We start from the raw sequence: 17,511 nt of genomic DNA on the forward strand, positions 1-17,511 counted from the left end.
AGCACTCAAAAATGATAGCTATTGGCGCTTGATGCACAAGCGCCAGAGGCCAATTTGACTTAAGTACCTGCCCGCCAAGCGCTTCACGACTCTCAGCGTGCAAGCTCTTAGAATCCCCCCACCACTGGGGAGACCGATGAAATACCTCCTGTGGCTGCTCAAGGCAGCCATTTTTTTTACGCTGTTTGCCTTCGCTCTGAACAATCAGCAGGACGCCACCGTCCACTTCTTCTTTGGCACGCAGTGGCGCGCACCGCTCGTGCTGGTGGTGCTGACCGCCTTCGCCGCGGGCCTGGTGGTGGGCGTGCTGGGCATGGTGCCGCGCTGGTGGCGCCACCGCACGGCTGCGCGTCGCGCCCAGGTGGCGACCATGGCCGGCGCCGTCCCGGCTGCACCATTGTCTGCAGTTCCCGCGGGCACCAGCGGCAGCCCGTCCGCCCCCACCTCACCGCCCGACGTGCCCTCTGTCCATGGAATTTGACCTGACCTGGATTCTCCTGGGCCTGCCCCTGGCCTTCGTGCTGGGCTGGCTGGCATCGCGCTTCGACTTGCGCCAGTTGCGCGCCGAAAACCGCCGCGCGCCCAAGGCGTATTTCAAGGGCTTGAACTTCCTGCTGAACGAGCAGCAGGACCAGGCCATTGACGCCTTCATCGAAGCCGTACAGAACGACCCCGACACCTCAGAACTGCACTTCGCGCTGGGCAACCTGTTCCGCCGCCGGGGCGAGTACGACCGTGCGGTTCGTGTGCACGAGCATCTGCTCTCGCGCGGCGACCTCTCTCGCACCGACCGCGAGCGAGCCCAGCACGCGCTGGCGCTCGACTTCCTCAAGGCTGGCCTGCTGGACCGCGCGGAAGAAGCCCTGCACCGCCTGGAAGGCACCCCTTTTGAAGCCCAGGCCCGGCTGGCGCTACTCGCCATCTATGAGCGTTCCCGAGACTGGCCCCATGCAGCCACCATCGCTCGCAAGATGCACGACGCCGACCAAGGCGACTTCAGCACCCGCCAAGCCCACTACCTGTGCGAGCAGGCCTTGGCGTTAAGAGCCCAGGGCGACCCATCCGCCGCGCAGGCGCTGCTGGAGCAAGCGGTGGCCGCAGCCCCCGAGGCCGCGCGCCCCCGCATCGAGCTGGCGCGGCTGCAGCGGCTCCTCGGTCAACCCACGGAGGTGCTGGCCACGCTGCAGGCGCTGGGGGAGCGCAATCCCGCGGCGCTGCCCCTGGCCGCGGCGCTGATGGTGGAGGCCGGCACAGCCACCGGCCGCACGCCGGAGGTCCATGCGCTGCTGCAGGCCCACTACGCTCAAGCCCCTTCGCTCGACGTGCTGGAGAGCATCGTGGCCCTGGAGACAGCGGACGCGGCCACCAGCTGCACGGCGCGGCAGCGCTACGTGGAACATCTGGACAAGGAGCGCTCGCTGGTGGCGGCCGCCAAATGGCTGGCCACCGAAAAACTGGAACACGAAGAGTTTCACCCCCAGATCCAGCGTGCGCTGGACCATGCCGTCAAGCCGCTCACCCGCTACCGCTGCGCGGCCTGCGGCTTCGAGGCCCGCCAGCATTTCTGGCAATGCCCGGGCTGCCAGACGTGGGACAGCTACCCCGCGCGCCGCGTCGAAGAACTCTAGGAAACCTGTTGAACAGGTGCGGGCATCTGCTCTGCCAGGCGCCAGCATCGAGAGCCACCATTCACATACCAAGCGAGAACCCCGAGGGAGATCCACATGTTCAAGAAGATTCTGCTCATCATCACCTTGTTGTATGCCGCCGCGGCGTTTGCCGCGGTCGACGTGAACAAGGCCACCGCCGCCGAGCTGGACGGGGTCAAAGGGATCGGCCCTGGCCTGTCCACCAAGATCCTGGACGAGCGCAACCATGGTGACTTCAAGGACTGGAGCGACTTCATCGCCCGGGTGGGTGGCGTGGGTGAGAAAACGGCGGCCCGTCTGTCTGCCGAAGGTTTGACTGTCAATGGCAAGAAGTTCAGCGCTGCCGCAGTCGCCAAGGCCAAAGCAAAAGCGGACAAGGCCGAAAAAGCCGACAAGAAGGCCAAGGACGCTCAAGCCACCGACAAGAACGGCGCTGGCAGCAAAGGCAAGCAGGAGGGCAAATCCACGGCGGCGGTGCCCGCGGTGCAGCAGCCCACTACCGCAGCCCCGGCGGCCACTGCGGCAGATACCGCTACCAAAAAGTAAGCGCGCCGCCCAATCCACAAGCCCGCCCTGGCGGGCTTTGTTTTTTGGCTGCCGCGGGGGCACTGCGGGGCTTGCACGGCAAGGAGGATGCAGGGTCTTTGGGGGTGCAACCTAAAATCGTTTGCGCATGCCCCTGATCACCCTCATCCTCCTTCCCTTCATCGGCAGCCTGCTGGCGGCAGTTTTGCCCGCCAACGCCCGCAATACCGAGTCCACGCTGGCGGGCCTGATCGCCCTGTTCTGCACCGTCCAGGCGGCACTGTGCTTCCCCCAGATTTCCGATGGCGGGGTCATCCGGCAGGAACTGGCCTGGCTCCCTGCCCTGGGCCTGAACCTTGTTATCCGCATGGATGGCTTTGCGTGGATGTTTTGCATGCTGGTACTGGGCGTGGGCAGCCTGGTGGTGCTGTACGCGCGCTACTACATGTCGTCAGCTGACCCGGTGCCGCGCTTCTTCTCGTTCTTTCTCGCCTTCATGGGCGCCATGGCGGGCGTGGTGCTCTCGGGCAACCTCATTCAGATCGCTTTCTTCTGGGAGCTGACCAGCCTGTTTTCCTTCTTGCTGATCGGCTACTGGCACCACCGCAAGGACGCGCGGCGCGGCGCGCGCATGGCGCTCACCGTGACGGGCGCCGGGGGCCTCGCCATGCTGGCGGGCATGCTGGTGCTGGGCCACATCGTGGGCAGCTACGACCTCGACCGGGTGCTGGCTGCCGGCACGCTGATCCAGGCGCACCCGCTGTACCCCACTGCGCTGGTACTGATCCTGCTGGGCGCACTGACCAAAAGCGCGCAATTGCCGTTCCACTTCTGGCTGCCGCACGCCATGGCCGCGCCCACGCCCGTGTCGGCGTACCTGCACTCGGCCACCATGGTCAAGGCGGGCGTGTTTTTGCTGGCGCGGATGTGGCCAGCCCTCGCGGGCACCGAACCCTGGTTCTGGCTGGTGGGTGGCGCAGGCCTGGCCACGCTGCTGGTGGGCGGCTACGCGGCCATGTTCCAGAACGACCTCAAGGGCCTGCTGGCCTATTCAACCATCTCGCATCTCGGGCTCATCACGCTGCTGCTGGGCCTGAACAGCCCGCTGGCCGCGGTGGCAGCGGTTTTCCACATCATGAACCACGCCACCTTCAAGGCCTCGCTGTTCATGGCCGTGGGCATCGTGGACCATGAAAGCGGCACGCGCGACATACGGCGCCTTTCCGGGCTGCGCAAGATGATGCCCATCACCGCCACGCTCGCCATGGTGGCCAGTGCAGCGATGGCCGGCGTGCCACTGCTCAACGGCTTCCTCTCCAAGGAAATGTTCTTTGCCGAAACGGTGTACGTGAACACCACGCCCATGCTGGAATGGCTGCTGCCCGTGGCCGCCACCGTGGCCGGCATGTTCAGCGTGGCGTACTCGTTGCGCTTCACAGTGGATGTGTTCTGGGGCCCGCCCGCCACCGACCTGCCACGGCCGCCGCACGAGCCGCCGCACTGGATGCGGGTGCCCGTCGAGCTGCTGGTGCTCGCCTGCCTGGTGGTGGGGACGCTGCCCGCATGGTCGGTGGGCGCCTATCTGGCCGCCGCCGCACGGCCGGTTGTTGGGGGCGATCTGCCCAACTACAGCCTCGCGGTGTGGCACGGGTTCAATACGCCTTTCGTGATGAGCCTGGTGGCCTTGGCCGGTGGCGCCGCCCTGTACGCGCTGCTGCGCTGGCAGCGCAGCCAAGGCACGCTGGATGCGCCGCCGGCAATGCGTCACATCAGCGGCCAGCGGCTGTTTGAAGGTACCCTCGCCGCCCTCACCCAGTGGGGGCGCCAGGGCCGCAGAATGCTGGGTACGGGACGTTTGCAGTGGCAGATGCTGTGGCTCGTGAGCGCGGCGCTTGCCGCCTGCGTGCTGCCGCTGTGGGCACGGGGCCTGCCCATTGGCGACCGCGCGCAATTGCCGTTGTCACCGGCCTTCGCGCTGCTGTGGCTGCTGGGCGGCCTGTGCGCCATGGCCGCGGCCTGGCAGGCCAAATACCACCGCTTGGCGGCGCTGACGCTGCTGGGCGGCTCGGGCCTGTGCGTGTGCCTGACCTTCCTCTGGTTTTCCGCGCCCGACCTCGCGCTCACGCAGATCGTGGTGGAGGTCGTGACCACCATTCTCATCCTGCTGGGGCTGCGCTGGCTGCCCCGGCGCGACGAAAGCCTGCGCCTGCCCACGCTGGCCGAAGCACGCCGCACCCAGCTGCGCCGCTGGCGCGACATGGCCCTGGCGCTGACCAGCGGCGCGGGCATGGCGCTGCTTTCCTTCGCCATGATGAGCCGCCCCTTCCCCGACAGCACCTCCACCTTCTTCCTGGAGCGCGCACTCACCGAAGGCGGCGGCACCAACGTGGTCAACGTGATGCTGGTGGACTTCCGGGGTTTCGACACCTTCGGCGAGATCGTGGTGCTGGGCATCGTGGCGCTCACGGTGTATGCGCTGCTTCGGCGCTTCAGGCCTGCGCGCGAGGTGATGGACCTGCCACCGCAGCAGCGCGCCCTGCCCGCCGACGTGGATACCGACCTGTCCAACCCACGCCAGACCGCCGACACCGCTGTGGGCTACCTCATGGTGCCCGCCGTGCTGGTGCGCCTGATGCTGCCATTTGCCACGCTGGTGTCCATGTATCTCTTCATGCGAGGCCACAACGAGCCCGGGGGCGGCTTTGTGGCCGGGCTGGTGTTCTCGGTGGCGCTGCTGCTGCAGTACATCGTCTCGGGCACCTCATGGGTCGAGGCGCACCTGCCGTTGTACCCGCGCCGCTGGATTGGCGTGGGCCTGCTCACCGCTCTGGCCACCGGGCTGGGAGCGCTGGCCTGGGGCTACCCCTTCCTCACCAGCCACACGGCCCACCTGCACCTGCCAGTGGTCGGCGACATCCACGTGGCAAGCGCTCTGTTCTTTGACATCGGCGTGTTCACGCTGGTGGTGGGCTCCACCATGCTCATCCTCACCGGCATCGCCCACCAATCGGTGCGCAGCCACCGCTACAACAACACACGCCCCGCCGAGGAAGCGCAGGCCGCGGAACCACCCACCGTCGCAACACAGGGAGAAGGCCCATGGAACTGATACTGGCACTGGCCATTGGCGTACTCACAGGTTCGGGCGTGTGGCTGCTGCTGCGGCCCCGCACCTTCCAGGTCATCATGGGGCTGTCGCTGCTGTCGTACGCGGTCAACCTCTTCATCTTCAGCATGGGGCGCCTGGGCCTGGCCATCGACAAGGAGCCCGTGCTGCAGCCCGGCCTGCCGCAAGATCTGGCGCACTACGCCGACCCCATGCCCCAGGCGCTCACACTCACCGCCATCGTGATCGGCTTTGCGATGACGGCGCTGTTCCTGGTGGTGTTGCTGGCATCGCGTGGCATGGCGGGCACCGACCATGTGGATGGCAGCCGCTCGAAAGACGCTCAGGAAATGCCGTGATCAATGACACCCCCGTGAGGCGCTACGCGCCTTGGTGCTTCTGCCAGAGGCGGCCGCTCTTCGCTGCCGTCCAAGCCTGCGCAGGCAGGCTTGGAGCCGCGGCACTCAGCCCCCGCTGCGGGGCGGCCCTTGCCGGGCTGCCCTGGCCTTGGGCGCGGCAGTTTCGTGCGCAGCGTCCGGGACAACTGACATGACACTCACTGGATTTTTAGTAGACCGGTTGCTGCCGCACCTGATCATTGCTCCCATCGCGTTGCCCATGCTCACGGCCGGGCTGATGCTGCTGCTGGTACAGGCCAAGGACCCAGCCCAACCGCATGGACTGGGCGTATACCTGCCCGGCAACTGGCCCGCGCCGTTCGGCATCGTGCTGGCCCTCGACCGGCTCTCGGCCATGATGCTGGTGCTGTGCAGCACCGTGGCGCTGGCAGCTGTGCTGTTCTCGGCGGCGCGCTGGCACCGTGCGGGGGTGCACTTTCATCCGCTGTTCCAGTTCCAGCTGATGGGTCTGGCGGGCGCGTTTCTCACGGCCGACCTGTTCAACCTGTTCGTGTTCTTCGAAATCATGCTGGCGGCCTCGTACGGGCTACTGCTGCACGGCTCGGGCCGCCCGCGCGTGTCGGCGGGGCTGCACTACATTGCCATCAACCTCGCCGCCTCATCGCTGTTTCTGATCGGCGTGTCCATGCTCTACGGCATCACCGGCACGCTCAACATGGCCGACCTGTCGCAGGCAGTTGCGGGTGTTGCGCCCGCAGACCGCGGCCTGTTGCACGCCGCTGCGGCCGTGCTGGCGGTAGCCTTTCTCATCAAGGCCGCCGTGTGGCCGCTCAACTTCTGGCTGGTACCGGCCTACAGCGCGGCTACGGCGCCAGTGGGCGCTCTTTTCGCGCTGATGACCAAGGTGGGTGTGTACAGCGTGCTGCGGCTGTGGACGCTCCTGTTCGGCGCCGAGGCGGGCGAATCGTCGCTGTTCGGCAGCCAGTGGCTGGTGGGCGGCGGCATGCTGACCATGGCGTTCGGCGCCATCGGCATGCTGGGCTCGCAGCGCCTGGGGCATCTGGCGGGCTTCAGCGCCATCCTGTCGTCGGGCACGCTGCTGGCCGCCATGGGCTTTGGACAGAACCTGCTCACGGGAGGGCTGCTGTACTACCTGCTCAGCTCCACGCTGGCGGTGAGCGCCCTCTTCCTGCTGACCGACCTGATCGATCGCTGGCGCAACGATGGCGCCAGCGTCGCGCCGCACGAACAGACGGATGACGCCCCCTTCCTGTCGGCTGATCTGGTCCCCAACGAGGGCATGAACCTCGACGACAAGGAGCAGGCCCTGATCGGCGAGGTCATCCCTGCGGCAGCCGCGTTCCTCGGCCTGGCGTTCATCGCCTGCACGCTGGTCATTGCGGGCCTGCCTCCCCTGCCCGGATTTGTGGGGAAATTCGCCATGGTTCACGCGCTGCTCAATCCCCTGGGGCTAGGCGCTTCCAGCGGCATCCAGTTGGGCGTAGCAGGCTGGACGATGGTGGCGCTGGTGGTGGCATCGGGCCTGCTGGCGCTGGTGGCGCTGACCCGCGCGGGCATCCGGCACTTCTGGGCGGCGCACGACCGATCGGCCCCCAAGCTGCTGGTGCTGGAGGGGTTGCCAATTGCCCTGCTGCTGGGCGCTTGCGTAGCCCTGGCCTGGCAGGCCGGCGCCGTGATGCGCTACACCCAGGCCACGGCCGATGCGCTGCACACGCCCTCGACCTATGTACGCGCGGTGATGACCACCCTCCCCATGCCCAATCCGCCATCGGCAACAACCCCGGCCGAGCAAGGAGCCCAGCACCCATGAAGCCCCGCAACGCCCCCCTGCAGCGGCCCTTCAAGCGCCTGGTGCCCGCCCCCGTGCTCTCGCTGGCACTGCTGGTGCTGTGGCTGCTGCTCAACCGCAGCCTGAGCGCGGGCCACATCGTGCTGGGCACAGTGCTGGCGCTGGCCATTCCGCTGCTCACGGCCGGGCTGCGGCCATTGCCGGTGCGCATCCGCAGGCCAGGCGCCGTGCTGCGCCTGGCCCTTGCCGTCGCAGTCGATACCGTGCGCTCGAATGTTGCCGTGGCGCGACTGCTGCTGGCACCGGGCCGCCGCCGGCACCCGGCGGGATTTGTGCACATCCCGCTCGATGTGCGCGACCCCAACGCGCTGGCCGTGCTGGCAACCATCGTCTGCATCACCCCCGGCACCGCCTGGGCCGAGCTGGCGCTGGACCGCAGCATGCTGCTGCTGCACGTGCTGGAACTGGACGACGCCGCCACCGTCATCGCCAACGTGAAGCGGCGCTACGAGGCCCCCTTGATGGAGATCTTCGAATGACCCCGATTCTGGATTGGGCCCTGCCCATTGCCCTGTTCATGCTGGCTCTGGCCATGGGCTGCGCGCTGATACGCCTGCTCAAGGGCCCTTCCGCGCAAGACCGCGTGCTGGCGCTCGATTGCATGTACCTGAGCGGCATGCTGGTGATGCTGGTGCTGGGCCTGCTGTATGGCAGCAAGAACTACTTCGAAGCCGCCTTACTGCTGGCGCTGTTCAGCTTTGTCGGATCGATGGCCATGGCCAAGTTCCTGCTGCGCGGCGAGGTGATCGAATGACCGAGGCCGCCACCATCGCCGTTCTGCCGCTGTGGCTGGAAATCATCGTGGCCGTGCTGGTGCTGTCCGGCGCGGGGCTCGCGCTGCTGGGCTCCACCGGCTTGCTGCGCCTGCCCACGTTCTTTGAACGGGTACACGCGCCTGCCATCATCGCCACGCTGGGCTGCTGGCTGATCATGCATGGCACGGTGCTGTACTTTTCGGTGGCCGACCGCAGCCTGGCGCTGCATGCTCTGCTGATTGCCGTGTTCGTGGCGATCACCGTGCCGATCATGTCGATCTTTTTGATGCGCGCTGCGCTGTTCCGCGCGCGGCAGATGGGGCTGGATGTGCCGCCGAGCTTGAGCCAGCCCAAGACGACGCCATCGGAAACTGAAAACTCCTAAATGAATAGCTGCCAACGCTTGCTGGACAAGCGCTAGCGACCAATTTCATTCAAAGTTCAATTTGTTCCAAATCCGCCGCCGCCGGGCGTGTGGATTTCGAACACATCGCCCGGCTGCATCTCGGCCTGGCCGATATGGTCCAGCAGTTCCACGCGGCCATCGCTGCGCACCACCTTGTTGATGCCCACAGCACCCGGCTGGCCGCCTGCCATGCCAAACGCGCCATGGTGGCGTCCGTTCGACAAGATGCTGGCCGTCATCGGCTCCAGGAAGCGCACGCGGCGCACGCCGCCATCGCCGCCCTTCCAGCGCCCCGCGCCGCCCGAACCCTTGCGGATGGCGTAGCCCTCCAGCCGCACCGGAAAGCGGAACTCCAGCACCTCAGGATCCGTGAGGCGCGAGTTGGTCATGTGGCACTGCACGACGCTGGTGCCGTCAAACCCGCCCACCAATTTCCCATCGGCATCCCACACGCCGCCCGCGCCGCTGCCGCCCGAGATGGTCTCGTAGTACTGGTAGCGCGTGCTGCCAAAGGTGAAGTTGTTCATGGTGCACTGCCCCGCCGCCATCAGCCCCAGCGCGCCGTACAGCGCATTGGTGATGCAGGTGGAGGTCTCCACATTGCCCGCCACCACCGAGGCCGGCGGGTTGGGGTTGAGCATGCTGCCGGGCGGGATGATCACGTTGAGCGGCTTGAGGCACCCGGCGTTCAGCGGAATGTCATCGTCCACCAGCGTGCGGAAAACGTACAGCACCGCCGCCATGCACACCGCCGTGGGCGCGTTGAAGTTGTTGGTCTGCTGCGGGCTGGTGCCGGTGAAGTCGATGGTGGCGCTGCGGTTTTGCGCATCCACCTTCACGGCCACGCTGATCTGCGCACCGTTGTCCAGCGGCAGGGTGAACGCGCCATCCTTCAGGCGCGTGATGACCCGGCGCACGGACTCCTCCGCGTTGTCCTGCACATGGCGCATGTAGGCCTGCACGACATCGAGGCCAAACTCCGTCACCATGCGGCGCAGCTCCTGCTGGCCTTTCTCGTTGGCGGCGATCTGCGCACGCAAGTCCGCCATGTTTTGCTGCGGGTTGCGGCTGGGGTACTCGCCGCTTTCCAGCAGCGCAATCATCTCGGCCTCGCGCAGCACGCCGCGCTCCACCAGCTTGACGTTGTTGATCTGCACGCCCTCTTCCTCGATGCGCGTGGAGAACGGCGGCATGGAACCCGGCGTGGTGCCGCCCACATCGGCGTGGTGGCCACGGCTGCCCACATAGAACGTGGGCGTGGCCTCGTCGGCAATGTAGACCGGGGTGATGACGGTAATGTCCGGCAGGTGCGTGCCGCCGTGGTACGGGTCGTTGAGCACGAACACATCGCCGGGCTGCATGCGGCCGCTGTTCTCGCGGATCACGGTCTTGATGCTCTCGCCCATCGAGCCCAGGTGCACCGGCATGTGCGGCGCGTTGGCGATCAGGTTGCCCTCGGCGTCGAACAGCGCGCAGCTGAAGTCAAGACGCTCCTTGATGTTGACCGAGTAGGCCGTGTTCTGCAGCTGCAGCCCCATCTGCTCAGCGATGTTCATGAACAGGTTGTTGAACACCTCCAGCAGCACCGGGTCCACCGTGGTGCCCACGGCGTGCTGCACGGCACGCGCCACGCGGCGGGTGAGCAGCAGGTGGTCCAGGTCGGTCAGCGCGGCCTCCCAGCCGGGCTCCACGATGGTGGTGGCGTTTTTCTCGGCAATGATGGCCGGGCCGGGGATCACGTCGCCGGGGCGCAGATCCTCCCGCACCACCAGGGCGGCGTCGTGCCATGCCGCAACGCCATCGATGCCGCCGGTGTACATGCGCACAGTGCTGCGGCGCGGCACCTCGCGCGCAGGTTGCAGCGTGTGGCGCGGCTCCACGGGGGCGTCGCCGGGCACCACCGCTTCGACCGACACGGCTTCCACCACCAGTCCCTTGCCCTGCATGAGGAAAGCAAAACGCTGGCGGTAAGCGTTCTCGAACGCGGCGGTGATTTCGGCCTGCGTGCCAAACGGCACGATGAGTGCCGAGTCGCTGCCCTCGTAGCGCACATGCACGCGGCGGTGCACCACGGCTGTGCCCGCGCCCACCTGCTGGCGCTCCAGCTCGGTGCGTGCGGTGGTGGCCAGTTGCTCCAGAGTGGCTTCGATACCAGCCAGCGCATCAGGCTCCAGCTTGGTTTCCACCGCCTGCTCGCGGATCACGTTCTGGTCCGCCAGGCCCATGCCATAGGCGCTGAGCACACCCGCCAGCGGGTGCACGAACACGCGGGTCATGCCCAAGGCATCAGCCACCAGACACGCATGCTGCCCGCCCGCGCCGCCAAAGCACTGCAGCGTGTAGCGCGTCACGTCATAGCCGCGCGCCACGCTGATCTTCTTGATGGCATTGGCCATCTGCTGCACAGCGATCTGGATGAAGCCGTGGGCGACATCCTCCGCGCTGCGGCCAGTCTGCGTGGCGAGGTCGCCAAACTTCTGCGCCACCGCGTCGCCGTCCAGCGCCTCATTGGCCGCATGGCCAAACACCTTGGGGAAATGCGCGGGCTGGATCTTGCCCACCATCACGTTCGCGTCCGTCACGGCCAGCGGGCCGCCCCGGCGGTAGCTGGCGGGGCCAGGGTTGGCACCCGCGCTTTCGGGGCCGACGCGGAAACGTGCGCCATCAAAACCGAGGATGGAGCCGCCACCGGCCGCCACGGTGTGGATGCTCATCATGGGCGCGCGCATGCGTACGCCCGCCACCTGCGTCTCAAACTCGCGTTCGAACTCGCCCGCGTAGTGGCTCACATCGGTGCTGGTGCCGCCCATGTCAAAGCCGATGACCTTGTCGTGCCCTGCAAGCCCTGCGGTGCGTGCCATGCCGACGATGCCGCCTGCGGGGCCGCTCAGAATCGCGTCCTTGCCCTGGAACACCTGCGCATCCGTCAGGCCGCCCGACGACTGCATGAAGAACAGCTTCACGCCCGGCATTTCGCTGGCCACCTGGTCCACATAGCGCCGCAGGATGGGCGAGAGGTACGCATCCACTACCGTGGTGTCACCCCGGCTCACCAGCTTCATCATGGGGCTGGTGGCGTGCGATGCGCTCACCTGCGTGAAGCCCGCTTCGCGCGCAATGCGTGCGGCGGCTTCTTCGTGCGCGGTGTAGCGGTAGCCGTGCATGAACACGATGGCTGCACTGCGCAGGCCCGCGTCGTAGGCCGCCCACAGCCGTTCCTTCAGGTGCGCTTCGTCCAGCGGCTCGATCACATCGCCATGGGCGCCCATGCGCTCCTGCGCCTCGATCACGCGCTCGTACAGCAGCTCGGGCAGCACGATGTGGCGGTCAAAGATGCGTGGGCGGTTCTGGTAGGCGATGCGCAGCGCGTCCTTGAAGCCTTGGGTAGTGATAAGCAGCGTGGGCTCGCCCTTGCGCTCCAGCAGCGCGTTGGTGGCCACCGTGGTACCCATCTTCACGCACTCCACCAGGTCGGGCGTCACCGGTTCGCCGGGCGCGAGGCCCAGCAGGTGGCGAATGCCCGCCACGGCCGCGTCCTTGTACTGCTCGGGGTTCTCGGACAGCAGCTTGTGCGTGACCAGGGTCCCGTCCGGGCGCTTGCCCACCACATCGGTGAAGGTGCCTCCTCGGTCGATCCAGAACTGCCAGCGTGGGGTGGAATCGAGGGGTGCGGTCATGGTTTACTCTACTTTTGATAGCTGCTCGCGCTTGTCATTCATGCGCCACAGCCCATTTTGATTCAATTGCCGGGGCACGCCTAAAGTGAAGCCGCCGAACGCGCTGCCTGGTCGTACATGCCCGAAAGCACACGCAGCAAGCGCGCCAGCTCGCCAATGTCCTTGTTCAGTGCGTCGTCGGCATTGAGGGCATCAATCAGGCAGTTCTCGCGGATCTCGCGGTAGCGCTGCACATAGCCGCGCCCCAGGTCGGTGGCGGCATAGGTCACTTCCTTGCCGTTCTTGCGGGAGGCGACCACGCCCAGGTTCTGCAGCTTCTTGAGGGAGTAGTTCACCAGGTGCGTGTCTTCCACGTTCATGATGAAGCAGATGTCGGCCAAGCGCTTGTCGCGCGCGCGGTGCGTCACGTGGTGCAGCACCAGCACGTCCAGCGGCATCAGGTCCTTGAGCCCGGCCGCGGCCATGCAATGCACCACCCAGCGGTGGAAGGCGTTGCCCGCCACGATCAGGCCGAACTCGAACTCGCTCATCTCGGCACTGCGGGCGGATACCAGGTGGGCCGACGAAACAATCGACACAGCGTCGGTGGGCTTCTTGGCCGCAGGCTTCATCCAGGGAACTCCGTGAGAGGCAATGAAAGGCGGCGCTGGCACAGGTTGTGCATGCGCCGCATTGTAGGCATGTTGATAGTAATTTGTCGGTAATTTGTCGACATTGAGGCAATTACCTATGCCGCAACGGCCTCGCCTCCGATACATTGTTTACATATCGTTTGTCCCTCAACCAACCCACTGTGGAGTCCCCCATGAAGCGTCGTCGCATCTTTCCCGTCACGGCATTGGGCGTGGCAATGGCCCTGGGCCTGTCCGCCGGTTCGGCTTTTGCACAGACCAAATGGGACCTGGCCGCCGCCTACCCCGCCACCAACTTCCACACCGAGAACATGGTGCAGTTGGCCAGCGATGTGGACAAGGCCACCGGCGGCAAGCTCAAGATCACGGTGCATGCCAACGCTGCGCTGTTCAAGGCCCCTGAAATCAAGCGCGCCGTGCAAGGCGGCCAAGCGCAGATGGGCGAGATCCTGCTGGCCAACTTCCAGAATGAATGGCAGATTTTCGGTGTGGACGGCTTGCCCTTCCTCGCCGACAGCTACGACGCCTCCAAGAAACTCTACGCGGCGCAAAAGCCCTTCCTCGAAAAGAAACTGGCAGAACAGGGCATGGTGCTGCTGTACGCCGTGGCTTGGCCTCCTCAAGGTATCTATACCAAGAAGCCCCTGGCCTCTGCCGCTGACCTCAAGGGCATCAAGTGGCGCGCCTACAGCCCCGCCACCGCCCGCATTGCCGAACTGGTGGGCGCGCAGCCTGTGACGGTGCAGGCCGCAGAGTTCTCGCAGGCGCTGGCCACGGGCGTGGTCGAATCGACCATGACTTCGGGCGCCACAGGCGTGGACAGCAAGCTGTACGAGCACCTCAAGTTCTACTATGACACCCAGGCCTGGCTGCCCAAGAACGCGGTGCTGGTGAACAAGAAGGCGTTTGACGCGCTGGAAAAGCCGCTGCAGGACGCGCTGCTCAAGGCCGGCGCCGACGCCGAAGCGCGCGGCTGGGCTGCCAGCGCCAAGGTGAACACCGACACCGTGGCCAAGCTCAAGGCCAACGGCATGGCCGTGGAGGCACCACCCGCCGCGCTCAAGGCCGACATGGCCAAGGTGGGCGACACCATGCTCAAGGAATGGCTCGACAAGGCCGGCCCCGAAGGCAAGGCCCTGATCGACGCGTACCGCAAGTAAACCCGTTCGCATAACAGAGCCCCATGCGCCGCCTTCTTGATTGGGTGTACGACAGTGCCGCCGCCCTGGCGGCGCTTTTCATGGTCGGACTGCTGGGCATGGTGCTGCTGTCCATCGCCAGCCGTCAGTTCCACTTTCACGTGCCGGGCACCGACGCTTACGCCGGCTACCTCATGGCCGCCTCGGGCTTCCTTGCGCTCGCCCACACGCTCAAGCGCGGCGAGCACATTCGCGTGACGCTGCTGCTCAACTTTCTGAAGGGCGGCGCCAAGAAGGCGTTCGAGGTTTGGGCGCTGGCCATTGCCACGCTGCTCGCCCTGCTGTTTGCGGCCTACAGCTGCAAGCTGGCCTGGCAGTCGCACGAGTTCCACGACATCTCCACCAGCAGCGACGCCACGCCGCTGTGGATTCCGCAGATCGCCATGGCCGTGGGCACGGTGATTCTGGCCATTGCCTTCGTTGACGAGCTGGTGCTGGAGCTGCTGGGGCGCCGCGCCCAGGCAGCCTCGGGCGAAGCGCTTCGCAACGAGTAACCACACGACGGATGTCCCATGAGTGATCTCGCCATTACCGGACTGCTGGTCCTGTCACTGTTCCTGATCCTGGGCAGCGGCGTGTGGATCGGCCTCACCCTCTCGGGCGTGGCCTGGATCGGGATGCAGCTGTTCTCATCGCGCCCCGCGGGCGATGCCATGGCCGTGACCATCTGGGGCAGCGCCTCCAGCTGGACGCTCACCGCCCTGCCCCTTTTCATCTGGATGGGCGAGATTCTTTTCCGCACGCGACTTTCGCAGGACATGTTCAAGGGCCTGGCGCCCTGGGTGCAGGCCCTGCCCGGGCGGCTGCTGCACACCAACGTGGTGGGCTGCACCATCTTCGCAGCCGTGTCGGGGTCGAGCGCTGCCACCTGCGCCACGATCGGCAAGATGACGCTGCCGGAACTCACGCGCCGCGGCTACCCCGAGCACATGGTCGTGGGCACGCTGGCGGGCGCGAGCACGCTGGGCCTGTTGATCCCGCCGTCCATCATCATGATCGTCTACGGCGTGTCGGCCGAGGTGTCCATCTCGCAGCTCTTCATTGCAGGTGTGCTGCCGGGCGTGCTGCTGGCCGCACTGTTCTCGGGCTACATCATGCTGTGGGCGCTGCGGCACCCCGAGCAGGTGCCCGCCGCCGACGTGGGCATGACCTTCCTGCAGAAGCTGTCGGAGTCGCGCAGCCTAATCCCCGTGGTGCTGCTGATCGCCGCGGTGCTGGGCAGCATCTACACCGGCTTCGCCACGGCCACCGAAGCGGCCGCTGTGGGCGTGGTGGGATCGCTGCTGCTGTCCGCCGTGCAGGGCTCGATGAGCTGGAGCACCTTCAAGGATTCGCTGATGGGCGCCACGCGGCTGTACTGCATGATCGCGCTGATCCTGGCGGGTGCCGCGTTTCTCACCCTGGCGATGGGCTACATCGGCCTGCCGCGCCACCTGGCGGAATGGATCGCGTCGCTGGGGCTCAACCAGGCCCAGCTCATCGTGGCACTGGCCATTTTCTACATCATCCTCGGATGCTTCCTGGACGGCATCTCGATGGTGGTGTTGACCATGGGCGTGCTCATGCCCACGGTGCAGGCCGCAGGCATCGATCCGATCTGGTTCGGCATCTTCATCGTGCTGGTGGTCGAGATGGCGCAGATCACCCCGCCGGTGGGATTCAACCTGTTCGTGCTGCAGGGCATGACGGGCAAGCAGCTACCGTGGATCTCCAAGGTCTCCGCGCCCATGTTCCTGCTCATGTGCGGCGCGGTGGCTCTGATCTACGCCTTCCCTGCCATCGTGACGTGGCTCCCACAGCAGATGGCCACCCGCTGAAAAAGCCCGCTGCCCGGCGAATCACCGGGCTCGCACAGCGGCACGCAATGTGCCACCGCCTTCGGCGAAAATCGCCCCGATGCTGAATGTTCTTGCGATCTGCCTAGGTGCCTGCGCTGGCGCGCTGGCCCGCTGGCGCCTGGGCCTGTGGCTCAACACTGGCGGAGTGCTGCCGTGGGGCACGCTGGCGGCCAATCTGGTGGGCGGCTACCTCGTTGGCCTGTGCGTGGCCGTGTTCCATACTCTCCCCCAGCTGGACCCCGTCTGGCGCCTTGCCCTCGTCACCGGTTTTCTGGGCGCACTCACCACCTTCTCCAGCTTTTCTGCCGAGGTGGTGGGCATGCTGATGGCGCAGCGTTATGCCATCGCGCTGGGTACCACCGCGCTGCACCTGCTGGGGTCGCTGTGCCTGACGGTGCTGGGCATTCAGACCGCTTCATATTTCATAGCATCCCGCGCCGGATGAATAGGCGATTCAACCCGATATCCTTCTGAGAAACCCACACGCTACCGATATCCGGCGGGCGGCCGCCACGGCGCCGCAGCCTTCTCCACCACCTTTTGCCTGCACCGTACGAAAAGCCATCCATGGACGCCAACACCCAACTGAATGAACGCCGCCTGGCCGATGCCTGGGCCGAATTGCACACGCATGCCGTCAACGGCAATCCGCTGCACGCCGACGCCTACCGCCTGGCCTTCGCCGACCCCGAGTTCCTGTTTCGCCGCGAAACGCGCGGCATCCGATTTCAGCTGGAGATGCTCAAGCCCGATCTGGGCCAGGCCGAGCAAGGCATCGAGAACACCGTCGTGGTCTACGGCAGCGCCCGTTTCGTGGCGCCGGATGAAGCCGCAGCCCAGCTCGCCGAGGCCGAAGCCAGCGGCGACGAAGTGCGGCTTTCGCGCGCGCAGCTGGCGGTGCGCAACGCCCGGTACTACGACCTGGCCCGCCAGTTCGCCAAGCTGGTGGCCGACTACAGCGAGCGCCAGCGCCCTGCCGACCGCATCTACATCTGCACCGGCGGCGGCCCCGGCATCATGGAGGCCGCCAACCGTGGCGCCCACGAGGCCGGTGCGCTGAACGTGGGCCTGAACATCGCCCTGCCCCACGAGCAAAGCGGCAACCGCTTCATCTCGCCGAGCCTGAGCTTCAAGTTCCACTACTTCGCGCTGCGCAAGATGCACTTCATGATGCGCGCCAAGGCCCTGGTGGCCTTCCCCGGGGGGTTTGGTACGCTGGACGAGCTGTTCGAAGTGCTCACACTGGTGCAGACCAAGAAGGCCAAGCCCGTGCCCATCGTGCTGTTCGGGGCGGACTACTGGAAGCGGCTGATCAACTTCGACGTGCTGGTGGAAGAAGGCACGATCTCGGCGCAGGACCTCCAGCTCTTCCACTACACCGACGATCCGCAGGAAGCCTGGGAGCTGATCAAGTCCTTCTATCAGCTGTAAACCGGTTTCCCAGCGAGAGCGCGCGCCCGTCGGCCTTCCTTCGCGCGCTGCGTGCCGGCATGCC

Annotated in this window: 16 protein-coding genes; 14 read left to right on the top strand and 2 right to left on the bottom strand. The window is 66.1% G+C overall.

From position 1 onward, the window contains the following. The first annotated feature begins 136 nt into the window (after positions 1-136). The 9 genes from MRY84_RS03880 (at position 137) to mnhG (ending at position 8,649) form a co-directional block, all read left to right on the top strand. Complete coding sequence (locus MRY84_RS03880; RefSeq protein WP_291504438.1) at positions 137-481, top strand: LapA family protein; 345 nt, start codon at positions 137-139, stop codon at positions 479-481. Further along, a complete protein-coding gene (gene lapB, locus MRY84_RS03885) occupies positions 471-1,628 on the top strand; it encodes a lipopolysaccharide assembly protein LapB (protein ID WP_291504439.1) in 1,158 nt (385 codons plus the stop codon). The genes MRY84_RS03880 and lapB overlap by 11 nt, the downstream gene beginning before the upstream one ends. Positions 1,629-1,724: 96 nt before the next feature. After that, positions 1,725-2,195: a helix-hairpin-helix domain-containing protein gene (locus tag MRY84_RS03890; RefSeq protein ID WP_291504440.1), complete on the top strand. Its 471-nt coding sequence runs from the start codon at positions 1,725-1,727 to the stop codon at positions 2,193-2,195. A 127-nt stretch (positions 2,196-2,322) separates the two neighbouring features. Beyond that, positions 2,323-5,283, top strand: a complete 2,961-nt coding sequence (locus MRY84_RS03895; protein WP_291504441.1) for a monovalent cation/H+ antiporter subunit A — start codon at positions 2,323-2,325, stop codon at positions 5,281-5,283. Beyond that, positions 5,274-5,639 carry a Na+/H+ antiporter subunit C gene (locus MRY84_RS03900; RefSeq protein WP_291504442.1) on the top strand — a complete coding sequence of 122 codons (366 nt, stop codon included), beginning with the start codon at positions 5,274-5,276 and terminating at the stop codon, positions 5,637-5,639. Before MRY84_RS03895 ends, MRY84_RS03900 begins: the two co-directional genes overlap by 10 nt. Positions 5,640-5,829: 190 nt before the next feature. Further along, positions 5,830-7,470, top strand: a complete 1,641-nt coding sequence (locus MRY84_RS03905; RefSeq protein ID WP_291504443.1) for a monovalent cation/H+ antiporter subunit D — start codon at positions 5,830-5,832, stop codon at positions 7,468-7,470. Beyond that, on the top strand, positions 7,467-7,988 hold the full coding sequence (locus tag MRY84_RS03910; protein WP_291504444.1) for a Na+/H+ antiporter subunit E: 522 nt from the start codon (positions 7,467-7,469) through the stop codon (positions 7,986-7,988). Before MRY84_RS03905 ends, MRY84_RS03910 begins: the two co-directional genes overlap by 4 nt. Next, on the top strand, positions 7,985-8,263 hold the full coding sequence (locus MRY84_RS03915) for a K+/H+ antiporter subunit F (RefSeq protein ID WP_055402533.1): 279 nt from the start codon (positions 7,985-7,987) through the stop codon (positions 8,261-8,263). The genes MRY84_RS03910 and MRY84_RS03915 overlap by 4 nt, the downstream gene beginning before the upstream one ends. Beyond that, a complete protein-coding gene (gene mnhG, locus MRY84_RS03920) occupies positions 8,260-8,649 on the top strand; it encodes a monovalent cation/H(+) antiporter subunit G (RefSeq protein ID WP_291504445.1) in 390 nt (129 codons plus the stop codon). The genes MRY84_RS03915 and mnhG overlap by 4 nt, the downstream gene beginning before the upstream one ends. A 56-nt stretch (positions 8,650-8,705) precedes the next feature. Here the strand turns inward: mnhG and MRY84_RS03925 are convergent, their stop codons facing one another. Together MRY84_RS03925 and MRY84_RS03930 are read right to left on the bottom strand one after the other, a co-directional pair. Beyond that, complete coding sequence (locus MRY84_RS03925; protein ID WP_291504446.1) at positions 8,706-12,347, bottom strand: hydantoinase B/oxoprolinase family protein; 3,642 nt, start codon at positions 12,345-12,347, stop codon at positions 8,706-8,708. 80 nt (positions 12,348-12,427) lie between these two features. Next, positions 12,428-12,958, bottom strand: a complete 531-nt coding sequence (locus MRY84_RS03930) for a winged helix DNA-binding protein (RefSeq protein ID WP_291504447.1) — start codon at positions 12,956-12,958, stop codon at positions 12,428-12,430. Positions 12,959-13,152: 194 nt separating this feature from the next. On the opposite strand from MRY84_RS03930, the gene MRY84_RS03935 reads away from it, so the two are divergent. From MRY84_RS03935 to MRY84_RS03955, 5 genes are all read left to right on the top strand, one after another. Continuing rightward, entirely contained in the window at positions 13,153-14,139 is a 987-nt protein-coding gene (locus MRY84_RS03935; RefSeq protein WP_291504448.1) for a TRAP transporter substrate-binding protein, read from the top strand. A 23-nt stretch (positions 14,140-14,162) separates the two neighbouring features. After that, the gene (locus MRY84_RS03940) at positions 14,163-14,672 is read left to right on the top strand and encodes a TRAP transporter small permease (protein ID WP_291504449.1); all 510 of its coding nucleotides are present in this window, start codon (positions 14,163-14,165) and stop codon (positions 14,670-14,672) included. Positions 14,673-14,690: 18 nt separating this feature from the next. Then, the gene (locus MRY84_RS03945; RefSeq protein WP_291504450.1) at positions 14,691-15,995 is read left to right on the top strand and encodes a TRAP transporter large permease subunit; all 1,305 of its coding nucleotides are present in this window, start codon (positions 14,691-14,693) and stop codon (positions 15,993-15,995) included. Between the two features lie 79 nt (positions 15,996-16,074). Next, positions 16,075-16,461 carry a fluoride efflux transporter CrcB gene (gene crcB / locus MRY84_RS03950; RefSeq protein WP_291504451.1) on the top strand — a complete coding sequence of 129 codons (387 nt, stop codon included), beginning with the start codon at positions 16,075-16,077 and terminating at the stop codon, positions 16,459-16,461. A gap of 122 nt (positions 16,462-16,583) precedes the next feature. Beyond that, complete coding sequence (locus MRY84_RS03955; protein ID WP_291504452.1) at positions 16,584-17,447, top strand: TIGR00730 family Rossman fold protein; 864 nt, start codon at positions 16,584-16,586, stop codon at positions 17,445-17,447. Positions 17,448-17,511 lie beyond the last annotated feature (64 nt).

This window comes from Acidovorax sp. (assembly GCF_022763525.1).
Classification (GTDB): Bacteria; Pseudomonadota; Gammaproteobacteria; order Burkholderiales; family Burkholderiaceae_C; genus Acidovorax.

What these genes read in the sequence shown, in the direction of transcription:
- MRY84_RS03880 (WP_291504438.1), top strand. Translation starts at nt 137, where the DNA reads ATGAAATACCTCCTGTGGCTGCTCAAGGCAGCCATTTTTTTTACGCTG.
- lapB (WP_291504439.1), top strand. Translation starts at nt 471, where the DNA reads ATGGAATTTGACCTGACCTGGATTCTCCTGGGCCTGCCCCTGGCCTTC.
- MRY84_RS03890 (WP_291504440.1), top strand. Translation starts at nt 1,725, where the DNA reads ATGTTCAAGAAGATTCTGCTCATCATCACCTTGTTGTATGCCGCCGCG.
- MRY84_RS03895 (WP_291504441.1), top strand. Translation starts at nt 2,323, where the DNA reads ATGCCCCTGATCACCCTCATCCTCCTTCCCTTCATCGGCAGCCTGCTG.
- MRY84_RS03900 (WP_291504442.1), top strand. Translation starts at nt 5,274, where the DNA reads ATGGAACTGATACTGGCACTGGCCATTGGCGTACTCACAGGTTCGGGC.
- MRY84_RS03905 (WP_291504443.1), top strand. Translation starts at nt 5,830, where the DNA reads ATGACACTCACTGGATTTTTAGTAGACCGGTTGCTGCCGCACCTGATC.
- MRY84_RS03910 (WP_291504444.1), top strand. Translation starts at nt 7,467, where the DNA reads ATGAAGCCCCGCAACGCCCCCCTGCAGCGGCCCTTCAAGCGCCTGGTG.
- MRY84_RS03915 (WP_055402533.1), top strand. Translation starts at nt 7,985, where the DNA reads ATGACCCCGATTCTGGATTGGGCCCTGCCCATTGCCCTGTTCATGCTG.
- mnhG (WP_291504445.1), top strand. Translation starts at nt 8,260, where the DNA reads ATGACCGAGGCCGCCACCATCGCCGTTCTGCCGCTGTGGCTGGAAATC.
- MRY84_RS03925 (WP_291504446.1), bottom strand. Translation starts at nt 12,347, where the DNA reads ATGACCGCACCCCTCGATTCCACCCCACGCTGGCAGTTCTGGATCGAC.
- MRY84_RS03930 (WP_291504447.1), bottom strand. Translation starts at nt 12,958, where the DNA reads ATGAAGCCTGCGGCCAAGAAGCCCACCGACGCTGTGTCGATTGTTTCG.
- MRY84_RS03935 (WP_291504448.1), top strand. Translation starts at nt 13,153, where the DNA reads ATGAAGCGTCGTCGCATCTTTCCCGTCACGGCATTGGGCGTGGCAATG.
- MRY84_RS03940 (WP_291504449.1), top strand. Translation starts at nt 14,163, where the DNA reads ATGCGCCGCCTTCTTGATTGGGTGTACGACAGTGCCGCCGCCCTGGCG.
- MRY84_RS03945 (WP_291504450.1), top strand. Translation starts at nt 14,691, where the DNA reads ATGAGTGATCTCGCCATTACCGGACTGCTGGTCCTGTCACTGTTCCTG.
- crcB (WP_291504451.1), top strand. Translation starts at nt 16,075, where the DNA reads ATGCTGAATGTTCTTGCGATCTGCCTAGGTGCCTGCGCTGGCGCGCTG.
- MRY84_RS03955 (WP_291504452.1), top strand. Translation starts at nt 16,584, where the DNA reads ATGGACGCCAACACCCAACTGAATGAACGCCGCCTGGCCGATGCCTGG.